The following is an 18,055-nucleotide window of genomic DNA, read 5'->3' as shown; positions in this document are numbered from 1 at the left end:
CCATGACTGCCGCCGCACCCGATGCCGCCGTTGAGAACCCCCCAGCACCCCAAGCGGCCCCGCCGCTCCCCCTGAAGCCGATGCTCCGCGGCTGGCTGCATGCCGGCATGTTTCCCGCGGTCCTGGTCTCGGGGGTGGTGCTGACGGCCCTCGCCGACAGTCCGCGCGGGCGGCTGGCCTGCGCCATCTTCACGCTCACCGCGTGTGCGCTGTTCGGCACCAGCGCGCTTTACCACCGCGGCAATTGGGGACCACGCGCCGCCGCGGTGCTGCGGCGGCTGGACCACGCCAATATCTTCCTGATCATCGCGGGCACGTATACGCCCTTCACGATGCTGCTCCTGCCAGACGGCAAGAAACAGCTGCTGCTGTGGCTGGTGTGGGCCGGGGCGCTCGCCGGAATCGCCTTCCGGGTCTTCTGGGTCGGCGCCCCGCGCTGGCTGTACACCCCGTGCTACATCGCGCTGGGCTGGGCCGCCGTTTTCTTCCTGCCGGACTTCCTGCGCACCGGCGGCGCCGCCGTCATGACGTTGATCATCGTCGGCGGGCTGCTCTACAGCGTGGGCGCGGTGATCTACGGCACCAAGCGCCCCAACCCCTCGCCCCGCTGGTTCGGCTTCCACGAGGTGTTCCACAGCTTCACGCTGGCCGCCTTCGTCGTGCACTACATCGGCATCTCCCTGGTGGCGTATCAGCACGCCTGAGATGTCCAAGGCCACCACCACGTCGCAGCCGTCGCAGCCCTCGCAGCCCTCGCAGCCCTCGCAGCCCTCGCAGCCGGAGCGCAGGCCCGGGCCAGGGCTGCGCGAACGGAAGAAGATCAAGACCCGGCAGGCGATCCGGCGCGCCGCCCTGCGGCTCTTCGCGGAGCAGGGCTACGACGCCACTCCGGTGGACCGGATCGCCGCGGCCGCCGACGTCTCGACCAGCACCGTCTTCCGCTACTTCCCGGCCAAGGAGGACATCGTCCTCACCGATGAGTACGACGCGCTCATGGCGGAGGCGATCCGCGAGCGCCCGGGGGACGAAACCCCGGCCGCCTCCCTGCGCCATGCCGTCGTGGGGCTGCTGGGGCCCGCGGCGGGTGCTGAGCGCGAGGAACTGCTGGCCCGGCTGGCCCTCGTACGGCAGGTCCCGGCGCTGCGCGCTCGGATGAGCGGCGGCCTGGGCGACAGCGGAACGCTGCTGGGCGAGGCACTGGCCGAGCGCAGCGGCCGGGCCCCGGACGACTTCGAGGTGCGGGTCGCGGTGGGCGCCGTCCTCGGCGCCCTGCGCGAAGCCGTCTTCCACTGCCTGGACCACCACCGGCCGCCGGCCACCACGGCGAGCACCGCGAAGGCCACCGCCACCCGCGCCGACGCCATGACGACGGCCATCGACCGGGCCCTGGACCTCCTCTCCCGGGGCATCCCGCTCTGACCCGCGGTGCGGGGCCCGCGGTGCCCTGCCGTGCGCTTCCGGCGGCTCAGCCCCCCAGCTTCGCCGTCAGGGCCTCGACATCGGCCGTGGGCGCGTCGCAGGTGAAGCCGCGGCAGACGTACGCCGCCGGGCGTCCCTCCAGCAGGGGGCGGTCCTGCAGCAGCGGGACCTCCTCGGAGCCGGGCTCGCCGACCGCGACGACCGCCCCGGGGGCGGTGGCCAGGAGTGCGGCGCGGTGCAGGGCGCGGGTCGCCGGGTCATCGCCGGGGCCGACCACGGCCACCTCGCGCGGCCCGTCGAGCCGGGCCTCGGCCACCGCCAGGCCCCAGCCGATGAAGCGGGGCACGCGGGGGCCGAGGGCCCGCACCACGGCGAGGGCGCGCTCGGCGGCCTCCCGGTGGCGGGAGCTGCCGGTGATGGCGGCGTAGGACAGCAGGGCCCCGGCGGCGGCCGTCCAGCCGGACGGCGCCGCGTTGTCCGTCGGGTCCTGGGGGCGGCGGATGAGCGCCTCGGCGTCATCGGCGGTGTCGAACAGCGTGCCGTCCTCGGCGGTGAACCGGGTCAGTACGGTGTCCATGAGCAGCCCGGCGAAGTCCACCCACGCCCCGTCTCCGGTGACGGCGGACAGGGCGAGGAAGCCCTCGGCCACATCCGCGTAGTCCTCGAGCACGCCCGCGTGGGCGCCCGCGATGCCGTCGAGCGAGGTGCGGGCCAGCCGCCCGCGCTGGTCCATGTGGAGGCGCATCAGCAGGTCGGCCGCCTCGGTCGCCGCGTCCACCAGGTCGGGGCGGTCGAAATAGGCACCGGTCTCGGCGAGAGCCGCGACGGCCAGCCCGTTCCAGGCGGCCACGATCTTGTCGTCGCGGCCGGGGCGGGCCCGCCGCTCCCGGGCGGCCAGCAGCCGCTCCCGTACGGAGCCGACTCGGCCCGCGTCCGCCGGCCGCTCCCCGTCGGGCAGCTGCAGCACGGAGGCTCCCTGCTCGAAGGTGCCCTCCTGGGTCACGCCGAAATACCCGGCGGCGAACTCCGCGTCGGCCTCCCCCAGCACCTCGCGCAGTTGCTCGGGCGTCCACACGTAGTACGCGCCCTCGACATGCCTGCCGGTGCCGTCGTCGCTGTCGGCGTCCAGCGCGGAGGCGAAGCCGCCCTGCGCGGTGCGCAGCTCGCGGACCATGAAGTCCGCCGTCTCCAGGGCGACACGGCGCGCGAGATCCGAGCCGGTGGCGCGCCACAGATGGGCGTAGACCCGGCACAGCAGTGCGTTGTCGTACAACATCTTCTCGAAGTGCGGCACGGTCCAGCCGGCATCGACGGAATAGCGGGCGAAACCGCCGCCGAGCTGGTCGTAGATACCGCCGCGGGCCATCGCCTCGCAGGTGGCCGACACCATCTGGAGCGCGCCCTCGGAGCCGGTGCGGGCGTGGTGGCGCAGCAGGAACTCCAGCGCCATGGACGGCGGGAACTTCGGCGCACCGCCGAAACCGCCGCGCGTGGCGTCGAACTCACGGGTCAGCCCCATGAGCGCGGCGTGCAGATCCTCCTCGCCGGGCGGCGCGGGCGCATCCGAGCCCAGGGCGATCCCGGTGCGCTGGGCCAGGTCCTCCACGATCCGGCCGGCGACGTCGACCACCTCCTCGCGGCGGTCCGCCCAGGCGGCGCTGACCCCCTCCAGCACCTGCCGGAAGGACGGCATACCGGGCCGGGGCCGGGGCGGGAAGTACGTGCCGAAGTAGAACGGCTGGGCCTCGGGGGTCAGAAAGACCGTCATGGGCCAGCCGCCCTGCCCGGTCGCGGCCTGCACCGCCTCCATGTACACCGCGTCGACGTCCGGCCGCTCCTCGCGGTCGACCTTCACGGAGACGAAGTGGGCGTTGAGATACTCGGCGGTCTCCTTGTCCTCGAACGACTCATGGGCCATGACATGGCACCAATGGCAGCTCGCATAGCCGACGCTCAGCAGCACGGGCACCCCGCGGCGGCGCGCATCCTCGAACGCCTCGTCCGACCACGGCCACCATTCGACCGGGTTCTCGGCGTGCTGAAGCAGATAGGGGGACATCTCGTGCGCCAGACGGTTCGGCATGGGTCCATCCTCCCCCACCCGGCGAGGCAGACCGAAGTTATCCACAGCGCGTAACCAACAGGCCCCCGAATCCGCGGTGCACCGCAGCGGACTCGGCGGCTCACCCTGCGTGGGGATGCGGAAGGCGGCAATCCTATGAGCGCGGCCGGGGGTGGGGCCGGGAGCGCGGAGTGGGCGCATACGGCCCGACGGCGCGACGATGGTTATGCGGGGCTTTGATCCCGTATATGACGTTCCTCGACGGCTGCCGGCACCTTCACCGAGCCGATCATCCGGACCATGGCCGCCGCGACCGGCGGGGCACCGAGCTGACCGCGGCCGGAGCCCGGCTCCTGGCGGAAGCCCCCCGGCTGCTGGCGGCCAGCACGGCGATGGTCCGCGCGGTCACCGCCGCGGCCGCCGAGACCCCGAGGTTCACCATCGGTTTCATGCCGGGCATCACGGTGACCCCGGCGGTGCGCGCCCTGGCCTCCCGCCACCCGGGACTGGACGTCCGGCTGCTGCGGACGGCTGGCAGGACCAGGTCGAGGTGCCGCACGACGGCCGAGCCGGCGTCGGAGTCCGAGAACGACGGGCCGACGGCGACCGCTGACCCCTCAGCCCCGCCGGTCAGGGGGCCGTAGCGAGTTGAAGACCGGGCGTCACCGCCGCGCGGGGCAGGCGGAGTTGTCCACAGGGGAGTTATCCACAGGGCTGCCGGAAAAGAGCCAGAAAGGGAAGACTGAGGGCACTGCTGCAGGAGGGGGATCACATGCCGGGGTCACTGGCGGTGCTGCGGGACAGCCACCGGACGGAAGTTGAGCGGCTGCTGTCGCGGGCCGTGGAGGAGGAAGTGCGCCGCTCGGGCGGGCGCACCGATGGCGGGGTGCTGCTCAGCCGGGCGCGGGGCGCGCTGGATGAGATGGCCGCGACCGCCGCGGAGGAGTACGGGGCGTATGTGAGCGCGTTGGACGAATCCGACGCGGGCAGCAGTCCGCTCTCGGCGCGGCTGTCGCGCGGTCAGCTCGGCACCCCGGCGCTGGCCGCGACGGTCGCCGCGGCGGCGGCCTTCGGCGCGGATCTCACCTATGGCACCTCGGCGGGCACAGCGCTGGGCGCGGGGGTGACGGCCGCCGTGGCCGGTTCGGCCGCCGCCTTCGTCAAGCTCACGGCGCGCCATTGGCCCGCCGCCCATCGCCAGGCCGCGCTGCGCAACCAGCCCGGCGGGCCCGAGCAGTTGCGGCTGCAGTGGCTCACGGCGGTCGAGGTGCGCGGCATCCGGCCGTTCATCGACCAGCACCGGATGACCTCGGCCGCCACCCGCCAGGGCGGCGGTTCGGCCAAGCGCTCCGCCTCCGCCGCCGGTCAGGCGCCGAGGCTGCGCGGTGCGGACCGCAGCCAGGCGGCCCGCAGGCGCACCGTGCTGGAGCAGTCCTTCGCCCATCTCCCCGAGGCGGAGGGCCCGTTCGCCGGGCGCCGGGCGCAGCTCACGCAGATCGCGCAGTGGGTGCAGCAGGCCCGCGTGTCCACCGAGACCCAGCCCACGGTGGTGCTGCTGGAGGGTCCGCCGGGATCCGGCCGGACCATGCTGGCCGTGCGGGCGGCCCACCATCTGCGCGATCAGTTCCGCGGTGCGTGCCTGGTCGACCTGCGCGGCGACAGCCCCGAGCAGGCCCCGCTGCCCACCCGCGACGCGCTGCTGCATCTGCTGAACCGGCTCGGCGCACCCCGCGACCAGCTGCTCTTCCGGGAGCGGTCCACGCAGGACCAGCACATCAGACGGCTCACCGAGCTGTATCACCAGTATCTGACCGGACTGCCGGTCACCATCGTGCTGGACGACGCCCGCGACGCCGAGCAGGTGCGCACCCTGATCCCGGAGCGGTCCGACAGCCTGGTCCTGATCACCTCGCGCACTCCGCTCGATCTGCCGGCCGACCTCGCCGCCCGGGTGCACCGGATGGAGGTGGGCCCGCTGGACGAGCCGGGCGCCGAGGAGCTGCTGCGGACCTCCGCCGAGGAGCCCACCGGGGCGGGCCCCTATGACGGGCAGTCCGTGGAGCGGATCGCCGAGCTGTGCGGGCGGCTGCCGCTGGCGCTGCGGATCGCGGGCTCCTCGCTCGGCCCGCGCACCCCCGCCGCCCTGGTCACCGAGCTGGAGGCGTACGGCCCGGTGGGCGCGATCGAGCGCGCCCTATGGCTGCGCTACACCGATCAGCAGGACGGCGCCCGGCGGCTGCTGCGCCGGCTGGCGCTGGCCGGGCGGGCCAGCCTGGGCGGCGCGGCGGCCGCGGCGCTGCTGGACACCGATGAGCAGGAGGCCGGCCGCCATCTGGAGGCGCTCGGCCGGGCCGGGCTGATCCAGCATGTGCGCGGCAGCCGCTATCGCCTCCATGACCTGGTGCGCTCCTTCGCCCATGCCCGGCTGCTCGACGAGGAGCAGCCGGAGCAGCGCACCGCCGCGCAGGAGCGGCTGATCCGCAGCTATGCCGAGCTGGCCGACTCGGTGATCCGACTGGTCGACGGCAAGACCTCCACCCGTGCCGACATGTTCGGCAAGGGCGCCGCGGGCGGCCATGGCTTCACCTCGCTGGACGCGGCGCTGCGCTGGCTGGACGACGAATCGAGCTTCATCACCGCCGCGCTGCGCCATGCGGAGGGCGTGGACCAGTCCGCGGTGCTGCATCTGCTGGGCGCCCTGTGCGACTACTGCCTGCTGCGCGGCGATCTCTACCGGCTGGGCGAGATCAGCGAGCTCACCCAGGCCGTGGACCAGGGGCTGCTGATGCGGTCCGTGCAGTGGCGCACCGGTATCGCGGCCCGCCAGCTCGGTGAGCTGGACCAGGCGCGCACCACGCTGTCCTCGGTGGTGGACCTGTATTTCGAGGCCCAGCACCAGGCGGGCGCGGCCCGTGCCCTGTGCAGCCTCGGCATCACCCTGCATCACCAGGGCAATCTCGGGGAGGCCGCGGCGAAGCTGCGCGAGGCGCTGGAGCTCCAGCAGGCCGAGGAGCTGCGCGGTGACCGGGGCTGGACGATGCACGCCCTGGCGGCGGTGGAGCGTGACCGCGGCGGCCTGGCCGAGGCGCTGGAGCTGCTGGACGCGGCCCTGGAGCTGCATCAGGAGAACGAGAGCCTGCACGGCCAGGCGTGGGCGCATTTCCAGCTCGGCCAGGCATGTCTGCGGATGGGCGATGTGCCACGCGCCGAGGACGAGCTGCGGGGCGCGCTGGACGCCTACAGCCGCACCCATGACCAGCGCGGTGAGGCATGGGCGCTCACCCAGCTCGCCCGGGCCCGGTTGGTGGCCGGGGAGGCGTCGGCGGCCGTCGACCAGCTGCGCCAGGCCCTCTCCCGCCACCGGGAGAACGAGGACGCGCGCGGTGAGGCATGGACGCTGTACTACCTGGGTCAGGCCCTGGAGGAGCGCGGCGACCACGATTCGGCGCTGCGCGAGCTGGAGCGGGCCCGCCTGATGTTCAACCGGATGCGGGATGTGTACGGGCTGGCGTGCTCCCGTCATCACTCAGCTCGGGTCACCCGTGATCTGCGGGCGGCGCAGACGGGCTCGCTGCGCAACAGCGGCTTCGCCCGGCAGCTGCTCCAGGACGCGCGGCATGACTTCCGGCGGGTGGGCGTGGCCCATGGCGAGGCATGGTCCTGCGTCGAGCTGGCGGTGATCGACGCGGGAAACGGCAAGGCGGCGCAGGCGCTGGAGCTGGTGGACGAGGCGGCCGGGCTGTTCGCGGGGTACGGGGACCGGCGCGGCCGCTCCTGGGCCCGGTTCCTGCGCTGCACCCTGCTGCCGTTCGCCTCCGCGGGGGGCTCGGTCATCGGCACGGCGGTGGCCCAGGAGGAGCTGGCGGAGCTGGCGCGGGAGATGCGCGAGGAGGGCACGGCGGGCGATTCCCGGCTGGAGGGGTGCGCGGAGGCGTTCGCGCTGGTGCTGGAGCGCGGCGTCGAGCCGGAAACGGGGTGGCAGGCATGGCAGCTCGGCATGGTGCCGAGCCGCCACTCGCGCGAGGTCATGGCCGTGCTGGCGGAGCCTCGCGGCTAGGCCGGGCAGGGCCTGGTCACGAAGAGCGCGGAGAGGGGGCCGATACGTGGGATCCCGTCGGCCGGGCCGGGATACATGGGATCCCGTCGAGTCGGCCGGGCCGGGATACGCGAGATCCCGTCGGCCGGGCCGTGGGGCCCCGCTCACGCGGGGCACGCGGTCGGACCCGGCCAGGGTTCAGGCCGTGCGCTCCTCGCCCTTGGTGGCTTCGGCGGAGGCCGTCGCCGGTGCCTTGCCGGGCTCCGGCCCCTCCTCGAAGTCCACCCGCTTCATGTGCTTGTTCATGGACTTCATCAGGAACCACACCGCCGCGCCGATCACGGCGAAGACGATGAAACCGAGGACGCCCGGTGTCACCTTGTTCTCGTCCAGGTCCTTGGCGAGCGGGACGAGGTGCGTCATGGCGAGGGTGCTGGTGGCGCTCATCATGGGCTCAATTGTTGCGGATGCCGGCGAAGAGGTCGTCCTCGGGGAGGGAGGTGTCCACAAGAGACTTGGCGAGTTCGTACTCCTCGGTGGGCCAGACCTCCCGCTGGACGTCCATGGGCACCCGGAACCAGCCGCCGTCGGGATCGATCTGCGTACGGTGCGCGATCAGCGCCTTGTCGCGGATCTCGAAGAAGTCGGCGCAGGGCACATAGGTGGTCAGGGTGCGCTCGGGCCGGTTGAAGGTCTTCCAGCGCTCCAGCCACTCCTCGTACGGCGAGTCCAGCCCGCGGGCCAGCAGCGCCTCATGCAGGGCGACGGTGCGCGCCCGGTTGAAGCCCTGGTTGTAGTAGAGCTTCTGCGGCTGCCAGGGCTCCCCCGCCTCCGGGTACTTCTCGGGGTCACCCGCCGCCTCGAAGGCCACCATCGTGATCTTGTGGGTCATGATGTGGTCGGGGTGCGGATAGCCGCCGTTCTCGTCATAGGTGGTAATCACCTGCGGCTTGAACGAGCGGATCAGCCTCACCAGGGGCTCCGCCGCCGCCTCGACGTCCTGCAGGGCGAAGCAGCCCTCGGGCAGCGGCGGCAGCGGATCGCCCTCGGGCAGTCCGGAGTCCACAAAGCCCAGCCACTCCTGCTTGACGCCGAGGATCTCGCGCGCCTCGTCCATCTCCTTGGCCCGGACCTCGTGGATGTTCTCCTCGATGTAGGGGTCGCCCTGGAGCTTGGGGTTGAGGATGGAGCCGCGCTCTCCACCTGTGCAGGTCGCGACCAGCACGTCCACCCCCTCAGACACGTACTTGGCCATGGTGGCCGCGCCCTTGCTCGACTCGTCATCGGGGTGCGCGTGCACGGCCATCAAACGCAGCTGCTCAGTCAAGTTCGATCCTCAGTGATTCGTCGTGGGAGACGGCTTCTATAGTGACCTAAACCAGGGACAAATAATTCCGATGTCTCTCCCAGCAGGAGGAACGCACATGGCCGCCGTGCGCGAGGGTCTGCCCGACGGGCGTTACGGCCGGTCCGCGGACGCGCGTGCCGACCGCACGCTGAAGATCGTCGGCGCGGTGCTCGGTGCCGGGCTGCTGGCCCTGATCGCGTGGTTCGGATACGACTACATCGCCGGTCAGGACGTCAGCGGGCGGTTGACCGGTTTCAAGGTGGTCGCCGACGACGCCGTCGACGTCCGGCTGGAGATCACCAAGGACAAGGACGTAACCGGTGTCTGCACCGTGCGTACCCTGGATGAGTATCACGACGAGGTGGGCCGGAAGGACTTCACCTTCGACCAGCGCGAGGGCGACCTGGTCAAGGTGGTGACCGTGCGCACCACGGCCCGGGCGACCACCGCCGAGCTGATCGGCTGCGAGCCCGGACGATAATCGAACCGCACGTGTCGGCGGCTGCCCCGATCTGACCAGCACTGACGGCTTTCCTGCGCATTGCGCCCAGTTCCCTCCTCCCCGTTTCTTGCCGGAATTGTTAGGCTCGTGGTTTCGCCCCGCTTTGAAGGCGCACCCTTCTGAGTAGGGCGTTCATTTGTATTCCCAGCACCGACGAGGAGCACCTGTGACCCAGACCAGCGAGAACGTCACCTGGCTGACCCAGGAGGCGTACGACCAGCTCAAGGCCGAGCTGGAGTACCTGTCGGGTCCCGCACGTGTCGAGATCGCGAAGAAGATCGAGGCTGCCCGGGAGGAAGGTGACCTCCGGGAGAACGGGGGCTACCACGCCGCCAAGGAGGAGCAGGGCAAGCAGGAGCTCCGAGTGCGTCAGCTGACGCAGCTCCTGCAGCAGGCGAAGGTCGGCGAGGCACCCGCGGACACCGGCGTGGTCGCCCCCGGCATGGTCGTCACCATCGCGTTCGACGGCGACCCGGACGACACCCTGACCTTCCTGCTCGCCTCCCGTGAGTACGCGAGCGCGAACATCGAGACCTACTCGCCGCAGTCCCCGCTGGGCTCGGGTGTGAACGGCAAGAAGGTCGGCCAGGACGCGGAATACGAGCTGCCCAACGGCCGCACCGCCTCGGTGCGGATCCTGGAGGCCAAGCCGTACCAGGGCTGAGCGCCCGGTGTGGAGCCCCGGCCGGACGGCCGGGGCTCCTCCACGATCGCCACACCCCTCAGCGGGGCCGCTCAGGCGGTCGCCGAGCGGTATTTGCGCACCGCCAGCGTCCGGAAGAGCACGATGATCAGCAGCGACCAGAGGATCGACGCCAGCGCCGGGTGCTGCATCGGCCAGGCATCCGAGACCACGCCCTCCGGATTGCCGAACAGCTGCCGGGACGCCTGCACCGTCGCGCTAAAGGGGTTCCAGTCGGCGATATGGCCCAGCACGGCGGGCATCTTGCTGGACGGCACGAAGGCGTTCGAGATGAACGTCAGCGGGAAGAGCCAGATCAGCCCGCCCGAGGTGGCCGCCTCCGGCGTCCGTACCGACAGGCCGATCAGCGCGCCGATCCACGAGAAGGCGTAGCCGAGCAGAAGCAGCAGGGCGAACGCGCCCAGCGCCTTCAGGACGCCGTCATGGACCCGCCAGCCCACGATGACCGCGACGATCGCCAGCACCACCAGCGTCAGCGCCGTCTGCACGAGATCGGCGAGCGTACGGCCGGTGAGCACCGCGCCCCGCGCCATCGGCAGTGAGCGGAAGCGGTCGATCAGCCCCTTGTGCATATCGTCGGCGATCCCCGCCCCCGCGCCCGCCGTGGCGAACGTCACGGTCTGCGCGAAGATCCCCGCCATCAGGAACTCGCGATACACCGTGGCATCCGCGCTGGCCTGTCCCGGCACCATGATCGCGCCACCGAAGACATAGCTGAACAGCACCACGAACATGATCGGCTGCACCAGGCCGAACACCACCATCTCCGGGATGCGCATCATCCGCAGGAGATTGCGCTTGGCGACCACCAGCGAGTCCCGGACGGACCGCAGCGGACCGCCGCGCGGCCGGGGGGCCGCCGCGACGGTGGCACCGGTCTCCTCGACGACGGCCATCACTCGACCCCCTTGCTCTCGGCCTCGCCGCCGCCCTGGAGTCCGTCCTCGGTTCCATGGCCGGTGAGGGAGATGAACACGTCGTCCAGGGTCGGGCGGCGCAGTCCGATGTCGTCGATCTCCACACCGCGGGTGTCCAGTTCGCGGATGACCTCGGCGAGCAGCTTGGCACCGCCCACGACCGGGACGGTGACCTGACGGGTGTGCTGCTGCACGGTCGTCTCGCCCTTGCCCAGGACCCGCAGGACCTGCTCGGCGACCGCGATGTGCTCGCGCTCGTGCACCACGACCTCCACCCGCTCCCCGCCCGTATGGGCCTTGAGCTGGTCGGAGGTGCCGCGGGCGATGACCCGGCCGCGGTCGATCACGCAGATGTCATGCGCCAGATGGTCCGCCTCCTCCAGATACTGCGTGGTCAGCAGCAGCGTCGTGCCACCGGCCACCAGCTCCTGGATGACCTCCCACAGCGCCTGCCGGTTGCGCGGGTCCAGACCGGTGGTCGGCTCGTCCATGAACATCACGGGCGGGCTGACCACCAGGGCCGCGGCGAGGTCCAGCCTCCGGCGCATCCCGCCGGAGTACGTCTTGGCGGTGCGGTCGGCCGCCTCGGCGAGGCTGAACCGCTCCAGCAGCTCACTCGCGCGGGCCTTGGCCACCCGCGCTCCCATCTGGTAGAGCTGGCCGACCATCTGGAGGTTCTCGCGGCCGGTCAAATACTCGTCCACGGCGGCGAACTGGCCGGACAGCCCGATGGAGCGGCGGACCTCGTCGGGGTTCTTCAGCACGTCCACCCCCGCGACCACCGCCGTTCCGCTGTCCGGGCGCAGCAGCGTGGTGAGCACGCGCACCGCGGTGGTCTTGCCGGCGCCATTGGGGCCGAGCAATCCGAGCACGGTTCCTTCCGGTACGTCGAGGTCGACGCCGTCCAGAGCCCTTACGTCGCCGAAGGTCTTCACCAGACCCTCGGCGTGAATAGCGCCTGGCATGTTGGCACTCCCGGGGTTGGGGCCGTTCCACACTCAATCAAGGCATAAGTCCGCCCATATGGGCAGCGCTCGGCAGCAACTGGACGGCAATGGTACCGGGAACGCGATACATCGCGACATACGCGAGGCGAAGATAGTTAAGCCCGGGGGCGACGGCGGCCCCCGGGCAGAGCCAGGGCATCAGCCCCACCGCGGGAGCCGCAGGAGCCGCGGGAGCCGCGGGAGCCGCGGGAGCCGCGGCAGCGGCGGGAGCCGCGGCAGCGGCGGGAGCCGCGGGAGCCGCGGCAGCGGCGGGAGCCGCGGGAGCCGCGGCAGCGGCGGGAGCCGCGGGAGCCGCGGCAGCGGCGGGAGCCGCGGCAGCGGCGGGAGCCGCGGGGGCGGGCCGTCTCCCGTCGTCAGGCCATCACCGTGTAGCCGGCCCCGCGCAGCGCCTCCCGGACCTCCTCGCAGTGGTCGGTCCCCTTCGTCTCCAGGTGCAGCTCCACCTCGGCCTCGCTCAGCCCGAGCCGCGGATTGGTGCGTACATGGCTGACATCGAGCACATTGGCGTCCAGCGTCGACAGCACCCCGAGCAGCGTGGCCAGCGCCCCCGGCCGGTCCGTGAGCCGCAGCCGCAGCGACAGATAGCGTCCCGCCGCGGCCATGCCGTGCCGCAGGATGCGCTGCATCAGCAGCGGATCGACATTGCCGCCCGAGAGCACCGCGACCACCGGCCCCTCGAACGACTCCGGCGCCGACAGCAGCGCAGCCACCGGGCTCGCGCCCGCCGGCTCCACCACCAGCTTCGCCCGCTCCAGGCAGAGCAGCAGTGCACTGGACAGCTCGTCCTCGGTGACCGTACGGACCTCGTCGACGAGATCGTCGATGATCTGGAACGGCACATCGCCCGGCCGCCCCACCTTGATGCCGTCCGCCATCGTCACGGGCGCCTCGATCGAGACCGGCCGCCCGGCCGCCAGCGACGGCGGATACGCCGCGGCGCCCTCCGCCTGCACCCCCACCACCCGCACATCCGGCCGCAGGGCCTTCACCGCCACCGCGATCCCGGCCGCCAGCCCGCCCCCGCCGATGCCCACCACCACGGTGCGCACCTCGGGGCACTGCTCCAGGATCTCCAGCCCCACCGTGCCCTGCCCCGCGATGATGTCCGGGTGGTCGAACGGGTGGATGAAGACCGCGCCCGTGCGCTCGGCGTACTCCTGCGCCGCCCGCATCGTCTCGTCCACGATCTGGCCGCGCAGCCGCACCTCGGCGCCGTAGTCCCGGGTGGCCGCGATCTTCGGCAGCGGGGCGCCCTCGGGCATGAAGACCGTCGAGCGCACCCCCAGCAGCGAGGCCGCGAGGGCGACGCCCTGCGCATGGTTCCCGGCGCTCGCCGCGACCACCCCGGCCGCCCGCTCCTCAGGGCTGAGCCCGGAGATCCGCACATAGCCGCCGCGCAACTTGAACGACCCGGTGCGCTGCAGGTTCTCGCATTTGAGGTGGACCGGCGAGCCGACCAGACCGGACAGATAGCGGCTGCCCTCCAGCGCGGTGAGCCGGGAGATCCCCGACAGCGTCTTCTGCGCCCCGCGGATGTCGTCGAGCGTGATCGTCTTGATCGTCTCGGGCTCCCCGGAGGCGGAAGCGGCGGCAGAGCCCCCGGGGGCGGAGCCCGCGGACCCGGACCCCTCGGGGCCAGAAGCGGAGGCGGACCGCCCGGAGCGGGAAGCGGGGTCGGAAGCGAGGCCAGACCCCGCGGAACCAGTGGAGGCGGAAGCAGAAGCGGAGGAGGTGGGGTGCGAGGCCGGGCCGGCCCCGGAGCCGGGCCCGTCCTCGTCGCCGTGTCGTGCAGCCATGGTCCCCAGTCTCGCAGCTCACCCCCGGCGGGCCCCCGCGCCCCGGGCCGGTGCCGGCCGGGCGCCGGGCCAAGGCCCACCGGCGGGCCACGGCGACGGAGAACGGCTCAGAACGGCAGGTTGTGGCTCGGAGGTCGTCAGGTTTCTGCAGCCCCCGTACGGGCAGGGCCCCGGCCGCGTACTCTGTGCCACATCCCACAGACCACCGCATGAAGTGAGCCCTAGGCCATGCCCACCCAATCGGACATGACGACTCAACTCGACACCGGCGTACTGGACACGCTCCAGCATCAGGTCGCCGTCTTCGCCCGCCGTGCGGAACAGACCCGGCTCGGCGGCGTCGGCCAGGCCCGCAACTCCATGGACCGAGCCGCGTATCTGCTGCTCAACCGGCTCGACCAGGAAGGCCCGATGGGGGTCAAGGCGCTCGCGGGGAGCATGGGCATCGACTCGTCCACCGTGACCCGCCAGGTCGCCCCGCTGGTCGACTCCGGCATGGTCAAGCGCACCTCGCACCCCGAGGACGGCCGCGCGGTCGTGCTGCAACTCTCCCCACGCGGCAAGGCCCGCCTGGAGGAAGTGCGCTCCTCACGGCGCGACCTGATGGCCCGCGTGACCGACGACTGGACGGCGGAGGAGCGCGATCTCTTCTGCGATCTGCTGACCCGGTTCAACAGCGCCCTCTCCGCCGCGCACGGCACGGTGCCCCAGGCGACGCCCGCCACCTGACCCGGCGCGACCGCGCAGACCGCGCAGACCTCTTGGCAGACCTCTTGACCGGGTGCCCCTGCCTGCCGTGTCCTAAAGGAACGGGAGGCGGAGGACGTGGTGCGAGAGCGGCGGGCAGCACGGGATGGCCGCCGGGCCCGGGAGTTCGAGGTATTCGTCGCGGGCGCGGGTGGCCGCTTGCTGCATGCGGCCGCGCTGCTCACGGGGGAGCCGACGGGGGACACCGAAGCCGCCGAGCGCCTGCTGACCGCCGCGCTCGCGCGCACGTACGCCCGCTGGGACCGGCTGCGCGGCGAGGATCCGTACGACCACACCCGCCGGACGCTGGCCGCCCTCTTCGCCCACCGAGGCCACCGCTACCGCCACCCGCGCGGCGGCCTCCTGGCCCGGCTCACCCCGCAGGAGCGGCTGGTGCTGGTGCTGCGGCTGTACGAGGGGGTCGCGGAGGAGCAGACGGCGGCGGCGCTCGGCCTCCCGGTCGAGCGGGTCCGGGCGATCTGTACCCGCGCGGTGACGGCGATGCGCAGCGCGGCGCCGCGGCGTAGCGCGTACGGAACGCCTCCGTCCACCGGAAAGCCGGCGTCCGCGGGACAGCCCCCGCCCACCGGAACACTCCCGGCCGCAGGACGCCGGACGGCCACCGGCGCGGCCGGAGCCGGGGCTGGGACCGGAGCCGAAGCTGGAACCGGGGCCGGAGCCGAAGCTGGAACCGGGGCCGAAGCTGGAACCGGGGCCGAAGCTGGGACCGGGGTGGCGCCATGAGCTTTCCGGACCGCAAGGAGACCGAGGTCCGCCGGATGCTGGAGGGCCCGCATCCGGTGCTGCCGCCGGATCTGGCGGGCCGGGCGACCGAACGGGGGCAGCGGATGCTCCGCCGCCACCAGTTCGTACGCACCATCGGCTGGCTGCTGCTGTTCGCCGCGGTCGTCGCCTTCGCCGTCTGGGCGGCGATCGTCGAACCATGGACCGCGCCGCCGCCCACCGACACCACCCCACCCCTCGAAGGATGGTGACCGCCGGAGGAGCACGGTGACCGCCGGAGGAGCACGGTGACCGCCCTCAAAGATCCGCAGCCCACGCGGTCAGGCGGCAGGCGTCCGTCGTCCGTCGTCCGGGCAGCCCCCGCCCCAGCCGTCAGCCCAGCGCCTGGCTCAGGTCCATGAGCAGATCGTCGACCGACTCGATGCCCACCGACAGCCGTACGAGATCGGCCGGCACCTCGAGCGCCGAGCCCGCCGCCGAGGCGTGCGTCATCCGCCCCGGGTGTTCGATCAGCGACTCGACGCCGCCGAGGGACTCCCCGAGCGTGAACAGCCGCGCCCGGTCGCACACTTCGACCGCCGCCTCCTCGCCGCCCGCGACCTGGAACGACACCATGCCGCCGAAGGCCCGCATCTGCTTGGCCGCGATCTCGTGGCCCGCGTGCTCCGGCAGCCCCGGGTAGTAGACCCGGGTCACCTTGGGGTGCGCGGTGAGCATCTCCGCGATCCGCGTGGCGTTGGCGCTGTGCCGGTCCATGCGGACGGCGAGGGTCTTGATGCCGCGCATCACCAGCCAGGCGTCGAAGGGCCCGGCGATGGCGCCCATCGCGTTCTGGTGGAAGGCGAGTTCGTCCCCGAGGCCGGTGTCGGAGACGACCAGCGCACCGCCGACGACGTCCGAGTGCCCGCCCATGTACTTGGTGGTGGAGTGCACCACGACATCCGCGCCGAGCGCGAGCGGCTGCTGGAGGTAGGGGCTGGCGAAGGTGTTGTCCACCACCAGCCGGGCCCCCGCGGTCCGGGCGATGTCGGCCACGGCGGCGATGTCGGTGATGCCGAGCAGCGGGTTGCTCGGGGTCTCGACCCAGATCACCTTCGTACGGGGGCGGAGCGCGGCCCGTACGGCCGCCGGGTCGGAGGTGTCGGCGACCGACCACTCCACCCCCCAGCGCTCCACGACCTTGGCGAACAGGCGGAACGTGCCGCCGTACGCGTCGTCCGGGATGACGACATGGTCGCCCGGCACCAGAAGCGTGCGCAGCAGGCAGTCCTCGGCGGCAAGACCGGACGCGAAGGCGAGGCCGCGGCGGCCACCCTCCAGCGCCGCCAGGTTCTCCTCCAGCGCGGTGCGGGTGGGGTTGGCGGAACGGCTGTACTCGTAGCCGCCCCGCAGACCGCCCACCCCGTCCTGCTTATAGGTGGAGACCTGGTAGATCGGGGGAACGACGGCGCCGGTGAGCGAGTCGGCCTCCTGGCCCGCGTGGATGGCGAGCGTCTCGAAACTCTGAGGGTGCCCCTCGGGGTGCTGGTGGCTCATGGGCCCGAGCGTAACGCCCGACGCGCCCGTGCTGGATTCAACGACCGCCGAGGCGCATAGGCTGGACCACAGGCCGTTCTGGGCCACCAGCCGTTCTGCGCCACCAGCCGTTACGGAACTTCACACGGGGACACCTCATGGAGCTTCTGATCTTCCTCATCGCCATCGTCATGATCGGCGGGCTGATCGTCATGTCGGCCCTGCGACGGCGGCGCGGGGGCCGCGAGGCCATGCAGGGCGCGATGCGCGCCTCTGATCCGCAGGAGTACGGCTTCGTACCGCGCGAGCGGCTGGACGTACGGCTGCCCGGCCCGGACCGGCAGCTGATCGACACCCTGGAGGAGGTCCAGGCCCGGCAGGACTGGCAGCCGGCCGCCCGCCTGCTCGCACTCACCGACGCCACCTCGGAGCTGCGCTGGCAGCGGGTGCAGACGCTGGCCGGGGCGGCGGCCTTCGAACTCGCCCAGGCCCCCGGCCAGGGCGGGATGTGGCTGCGCACCTGGCGGGTGGCGGCCCCCGAGGACCCGGGCGCGGCGGCGGTGCAGGCGGAGTTCCTGGTCCGCCAGGCGCTGCTCGACCCGTCCTCGGTCGATTTCCGGATGATCCTGGAGGAGGCCCGGGACGTCTGCCACGAGGCGGCCCGGCTGGCCCCGGACGACCCGGTGCCGCACATCATCGAGCTCGGCGTCGCCCGCGGTATGGCCTACCGGCAGGCCGACTTCGAGGAGCTGTGGTCCAAGGTCACCAAGCTCGCCCCGCACCACATGGGAGCCCACCTCGCCGCCCTCCACTACTGGTGCGAGAAGTGGCACGGCTCCCAGGACCGCGCCGACGCCTTCACCCACGCGGCCGCCGCCTCGGCCCCCGAGAAGAGCCTCCTCCCCGCCCTCCCCCTCTTCGGCGTCTTCGAGCACCTGCCGGAGGCCAACCTGGTGCGCACGCTCTACCGGAGCGAGGTGATCGTGAAGGCCATCGAGGGCGCGCTCTTCGCCGTCCGCCAGGCCCCCGCCGACCACCCGGTGCTGCCGCACGTCCGCCATCTGCTGGTCTTCTTCCTGGTCCGGGCGGAGCGGTACGCGGAGGCCCTGGAGCAGCTGCGCCACGTGGACGGCCATGTGGGTGCGGTCCCGTGGTCGTACGGGGCGGATCCGGCGGCCGAGTACACGGTCTACCGGGCGCTCGCGGTCGCGGGCTGGGAGGGCGAGGGCGGCTCCCCGGCGACGCTGCCGCGGTGAGAG

16 protein-coding genes and 1 pseudogene are annotated in these 18,055 nt (G+C 72.4%); 10 read left to right on the top strand and 7 right to left on the bottom strand.

Annotation, left to right across the window (positions count from 1 at the left end; genetic code table 11):
• The first annotated feature begins 2 nt into the window (after positions 1–2).
• Together AS97_RS28525 and AS97_RS28520 are read left to right on the top strand one after the other, a co-directional pair.
• Entirely contained in the window at positions 3–704 is a 702-nt protein-coding gene (locus AS97_RS28525; protein WP_125759293.1) for a hemolysin III family protein, read from the top strand.
• 1 nt (position 705) lies between these two features.
• The gene (locus tag AS97_RS28520) at positions 706–1,419 is read left to right on the top strand and encodes a TetR family transcriptional regulator (RefSeq protein WP_210565892.1); all 714 of its coding nucleotides are present in this window, start codon (positions 706–708) and stop codon (positions 1,417–1,419) included.
• 46 nt (positions 1,420–1,465) lie between these two features.
• On the opposite strand, the gene AS97_RS28515 is transcribed toward AS97_RS28520, so the two are convergent.
• Positions 1,466–3,502: a thioredoxin domain-containing protein gene (locus tag AS97_RS28515; protein ID WP_059147884.1), complete on the bottom strand. Its 2,037-nt coding sequence runs from the start codon at positions 3,500–3,502 to the stop codon at positions 1,466–1,468.
• A 227-nt stretch (positions 3,503–3,729) separates the two neighbouring features.
• On the opposite strand from AS97_RS28515, the gene AS97_RS28510 reads away from it, so the two are divergent.
• Entirely contained in the window at positions 3,730–4,125 is a 396-nt protein-coding gene (locus AS97_RS28510; RefSeq protein WP_210565891.1) for a hypothetical protein, read from the top strand.
• Positions 4,126–4,253: 128 nt separating this feature from the next.
• Positions 4,254–7,538, top strand: a complete 3,285-nt coding sequence (locus AS97_RS28505) for a tetratricopeptide repeat protein (protein ID WP_079059771.1) — start codon at positions 4,254–4,256, stop codon at positions 7,536–7,538.
• A gap of 177 nt (positions 7,539–7,715) precedes the next feature.
• On the opposite strand, the gene AS97_RS28500 is transcribed toward AS97_RS28505, so the two are convergent.
• Positions 7,716–7,964, bottom strand: coding sequence for a hypothetical protein (locus tag AS97_RS28500; protein ID WP_059147898.1), 249 nt, complete (start codon positions 7,962–7,964; stop codon positions 7,716–7,718).
• A gap of 7 nt (positions 7,965–7,971) precedes the next feature.
• Complete coding sequence (gene mca, locus AS97_RS28495) at positions 7,972–8,844, bottom strand: mycothiol conjugate amidase Mca (RefSeq protein WP_079059770.1); 873 nt, start codon at positions 8,842–8,844, stop codon at positions 7,972–7,974.
• A 97-nt stretch (positions 8,845–8,941) separates the two neighbouring features.
• Here mca and AS97_RS28490 point away from each other — a divergent pair, with 97 nt between their 5' ends.
• Together AS97_RS28490 and greA are read left to right on the top strand one after the other, a co-directional pair.
• Positions 8,942–9,346 carry a DUF4307 domain-containing protein gene (locus AS97_RS28490; RefSeq protein ID WP_059147881.1) on the top strand — a complete coding sequence of 135 codons (405 nt, stop codon included), beginning with the start codon at positions 8,942–8,944 and terminating at the stop codon, positions 9,344–9,346.
• Positions 9,347–9,533: 187 nt separating this feature from the next.
• Positions 9,534–10,031: a transcription elongation factor GreA gene (gene greA, locus AS97_RS28485; protein ID WP_014054533.1), complete on the top strand. Its 498-nt coding sequence runs from the start codon at positions 9,534–9,536 to the stop codon at positions 10,029–10,031.
• Positions 10,032–10,102: 71 nt separating this feature from the next.
• Here greA and AS97_RS28480 read toward each other — a convergent pair whose 3' ends face one another.
• The 3 genes from AS97_RS28480 to ilvA all read right to left on the bottom strand — a co-directional run bounded on the left by AS97_RS28480 (position 10,103) and on the right by ilvA (position 13,790).
• Positions 10,103–10,966 carry an ABC transporter permease gene (locus AS97_RS28480; RefSeq protein WP_059147880.1) on the bottom strand — a complete coding sequence of 288 codons (864 nt, stop codon included), beginning with the start codon at positions 10,964–10,966 and terminating at the stop codon, positions 10,103–10,105.
• Positions 10,966–11,952, bottom strand: coding sequence for an ATP-binding cassette domain-containing protein (locus AS97_RS28475; protein WP_059147879.1), 987 nt, complete (start codon positions 11,950–11,952; stop codon positions 10,966–10,968). Before AS97_RS28475 ends, AS97_RS28480 begins: the two co-directional genes overlap by 1 nt.
• Before the next feature lie 395 nt (positions 11,953–12,347).
• Entirely contained in the window at positions 12,348–13,790 is a 1,443-nt protein-coding gene (gene ilvA, locus AS97_RS28470) for a threonine ammonia-lyase (RefSeq protein ID WP_247204519.1), read from the bottom strand.
• A 228-nt stretch (positions 13,791–14,018) separates the two neighbouring features.
• Here ilvA and AS97_RS28465 point away from each other — a divergent pair, with 228 nt between their 5' ends.
• The 3 genes and pseudogenes from AS97_RS28465 (at position 14,019) to AS97_RS28455 (ending at position 15,532) form a co-directional block, all read left to right on the top strand.
• Positions 14,019–14,519: a MarR family transcriptional regulator gene (locus AS97_RS28465; protein WP_185930012.1), complete on the top strand. Its 501-nt coding sequence runs from the start codon at positions 14,019–14,021 to the stop codon at positions 14,517–14,519.
• Positions 14,520–14,618: 99 nt separating this feature from the next.
• Positions 14,619–15,062, top strand: a pseudogene (locus AS97_RS28460) (sigma factor-like helix-turn-helix DNA-binding protein); the annotation flags it as partial.
• Between the two features lie 215 nt (positions 15,063–15,277).
• Complete coding sequence (locus tag AS97_RS28455; protein ID WP_059147878.1) at positions 15,278–15,532, top strand: hypothetical protein; 255 nt, start codon at positions 15,278–15,280, stop codon at positions 15,530–15,532.
• 121 nt (positions 15,533–15,653) lie between these two features.
• On the opposite strand, the gene AS97_RS28450 is transcribed toward AS97_RS28455, so the two are convergent.
• Positions 15,654–16,817 carry a cystathionine gamma-synthase gene (locus AS97_RS28450; protein ID WP_059147877.1) on the bottom strand — a complete coding sequence of 388 codons (1,164 nt, stop codon included), beginning with the start codon at positions 16,815–16,817 and terminating at the stop codon, positions 15,654–15,656.
• 137 nt (positions 16,818–16,954) lie between these two features.
• Between AS97_RS28450 and AS97_RS28445 the strand changes: the two genes are divergently transcribed.
• Complete coding sequence (locus AS97_RS28445; protein ID WP_086707093.1) at positions 16,955–18,052, top strand: hypothetical protein; 1,098 nt, start codon at positions 16,955–16,957, stop codon at positions 18,050–18,052.
• The last annotated feature ends 3 nt before the right edge of the window (positions 18,053–18,055 follow it).

The sequence above is a fragment of the Streptomyces sp. AgN23 genome (assembly GCF_001598115.1).
Taxonomy (GTDB): Bacteria; Actinomycetota; Actinomycetes; order Streptomycetales; family Streptomycetaceae; genus Streptomyces; species Streptomyces antimycoticus.
Note: the sequence above shows the minus strand (reverse complement) of the source record. Positions and strands in the feature narration are given on the sequence as shown.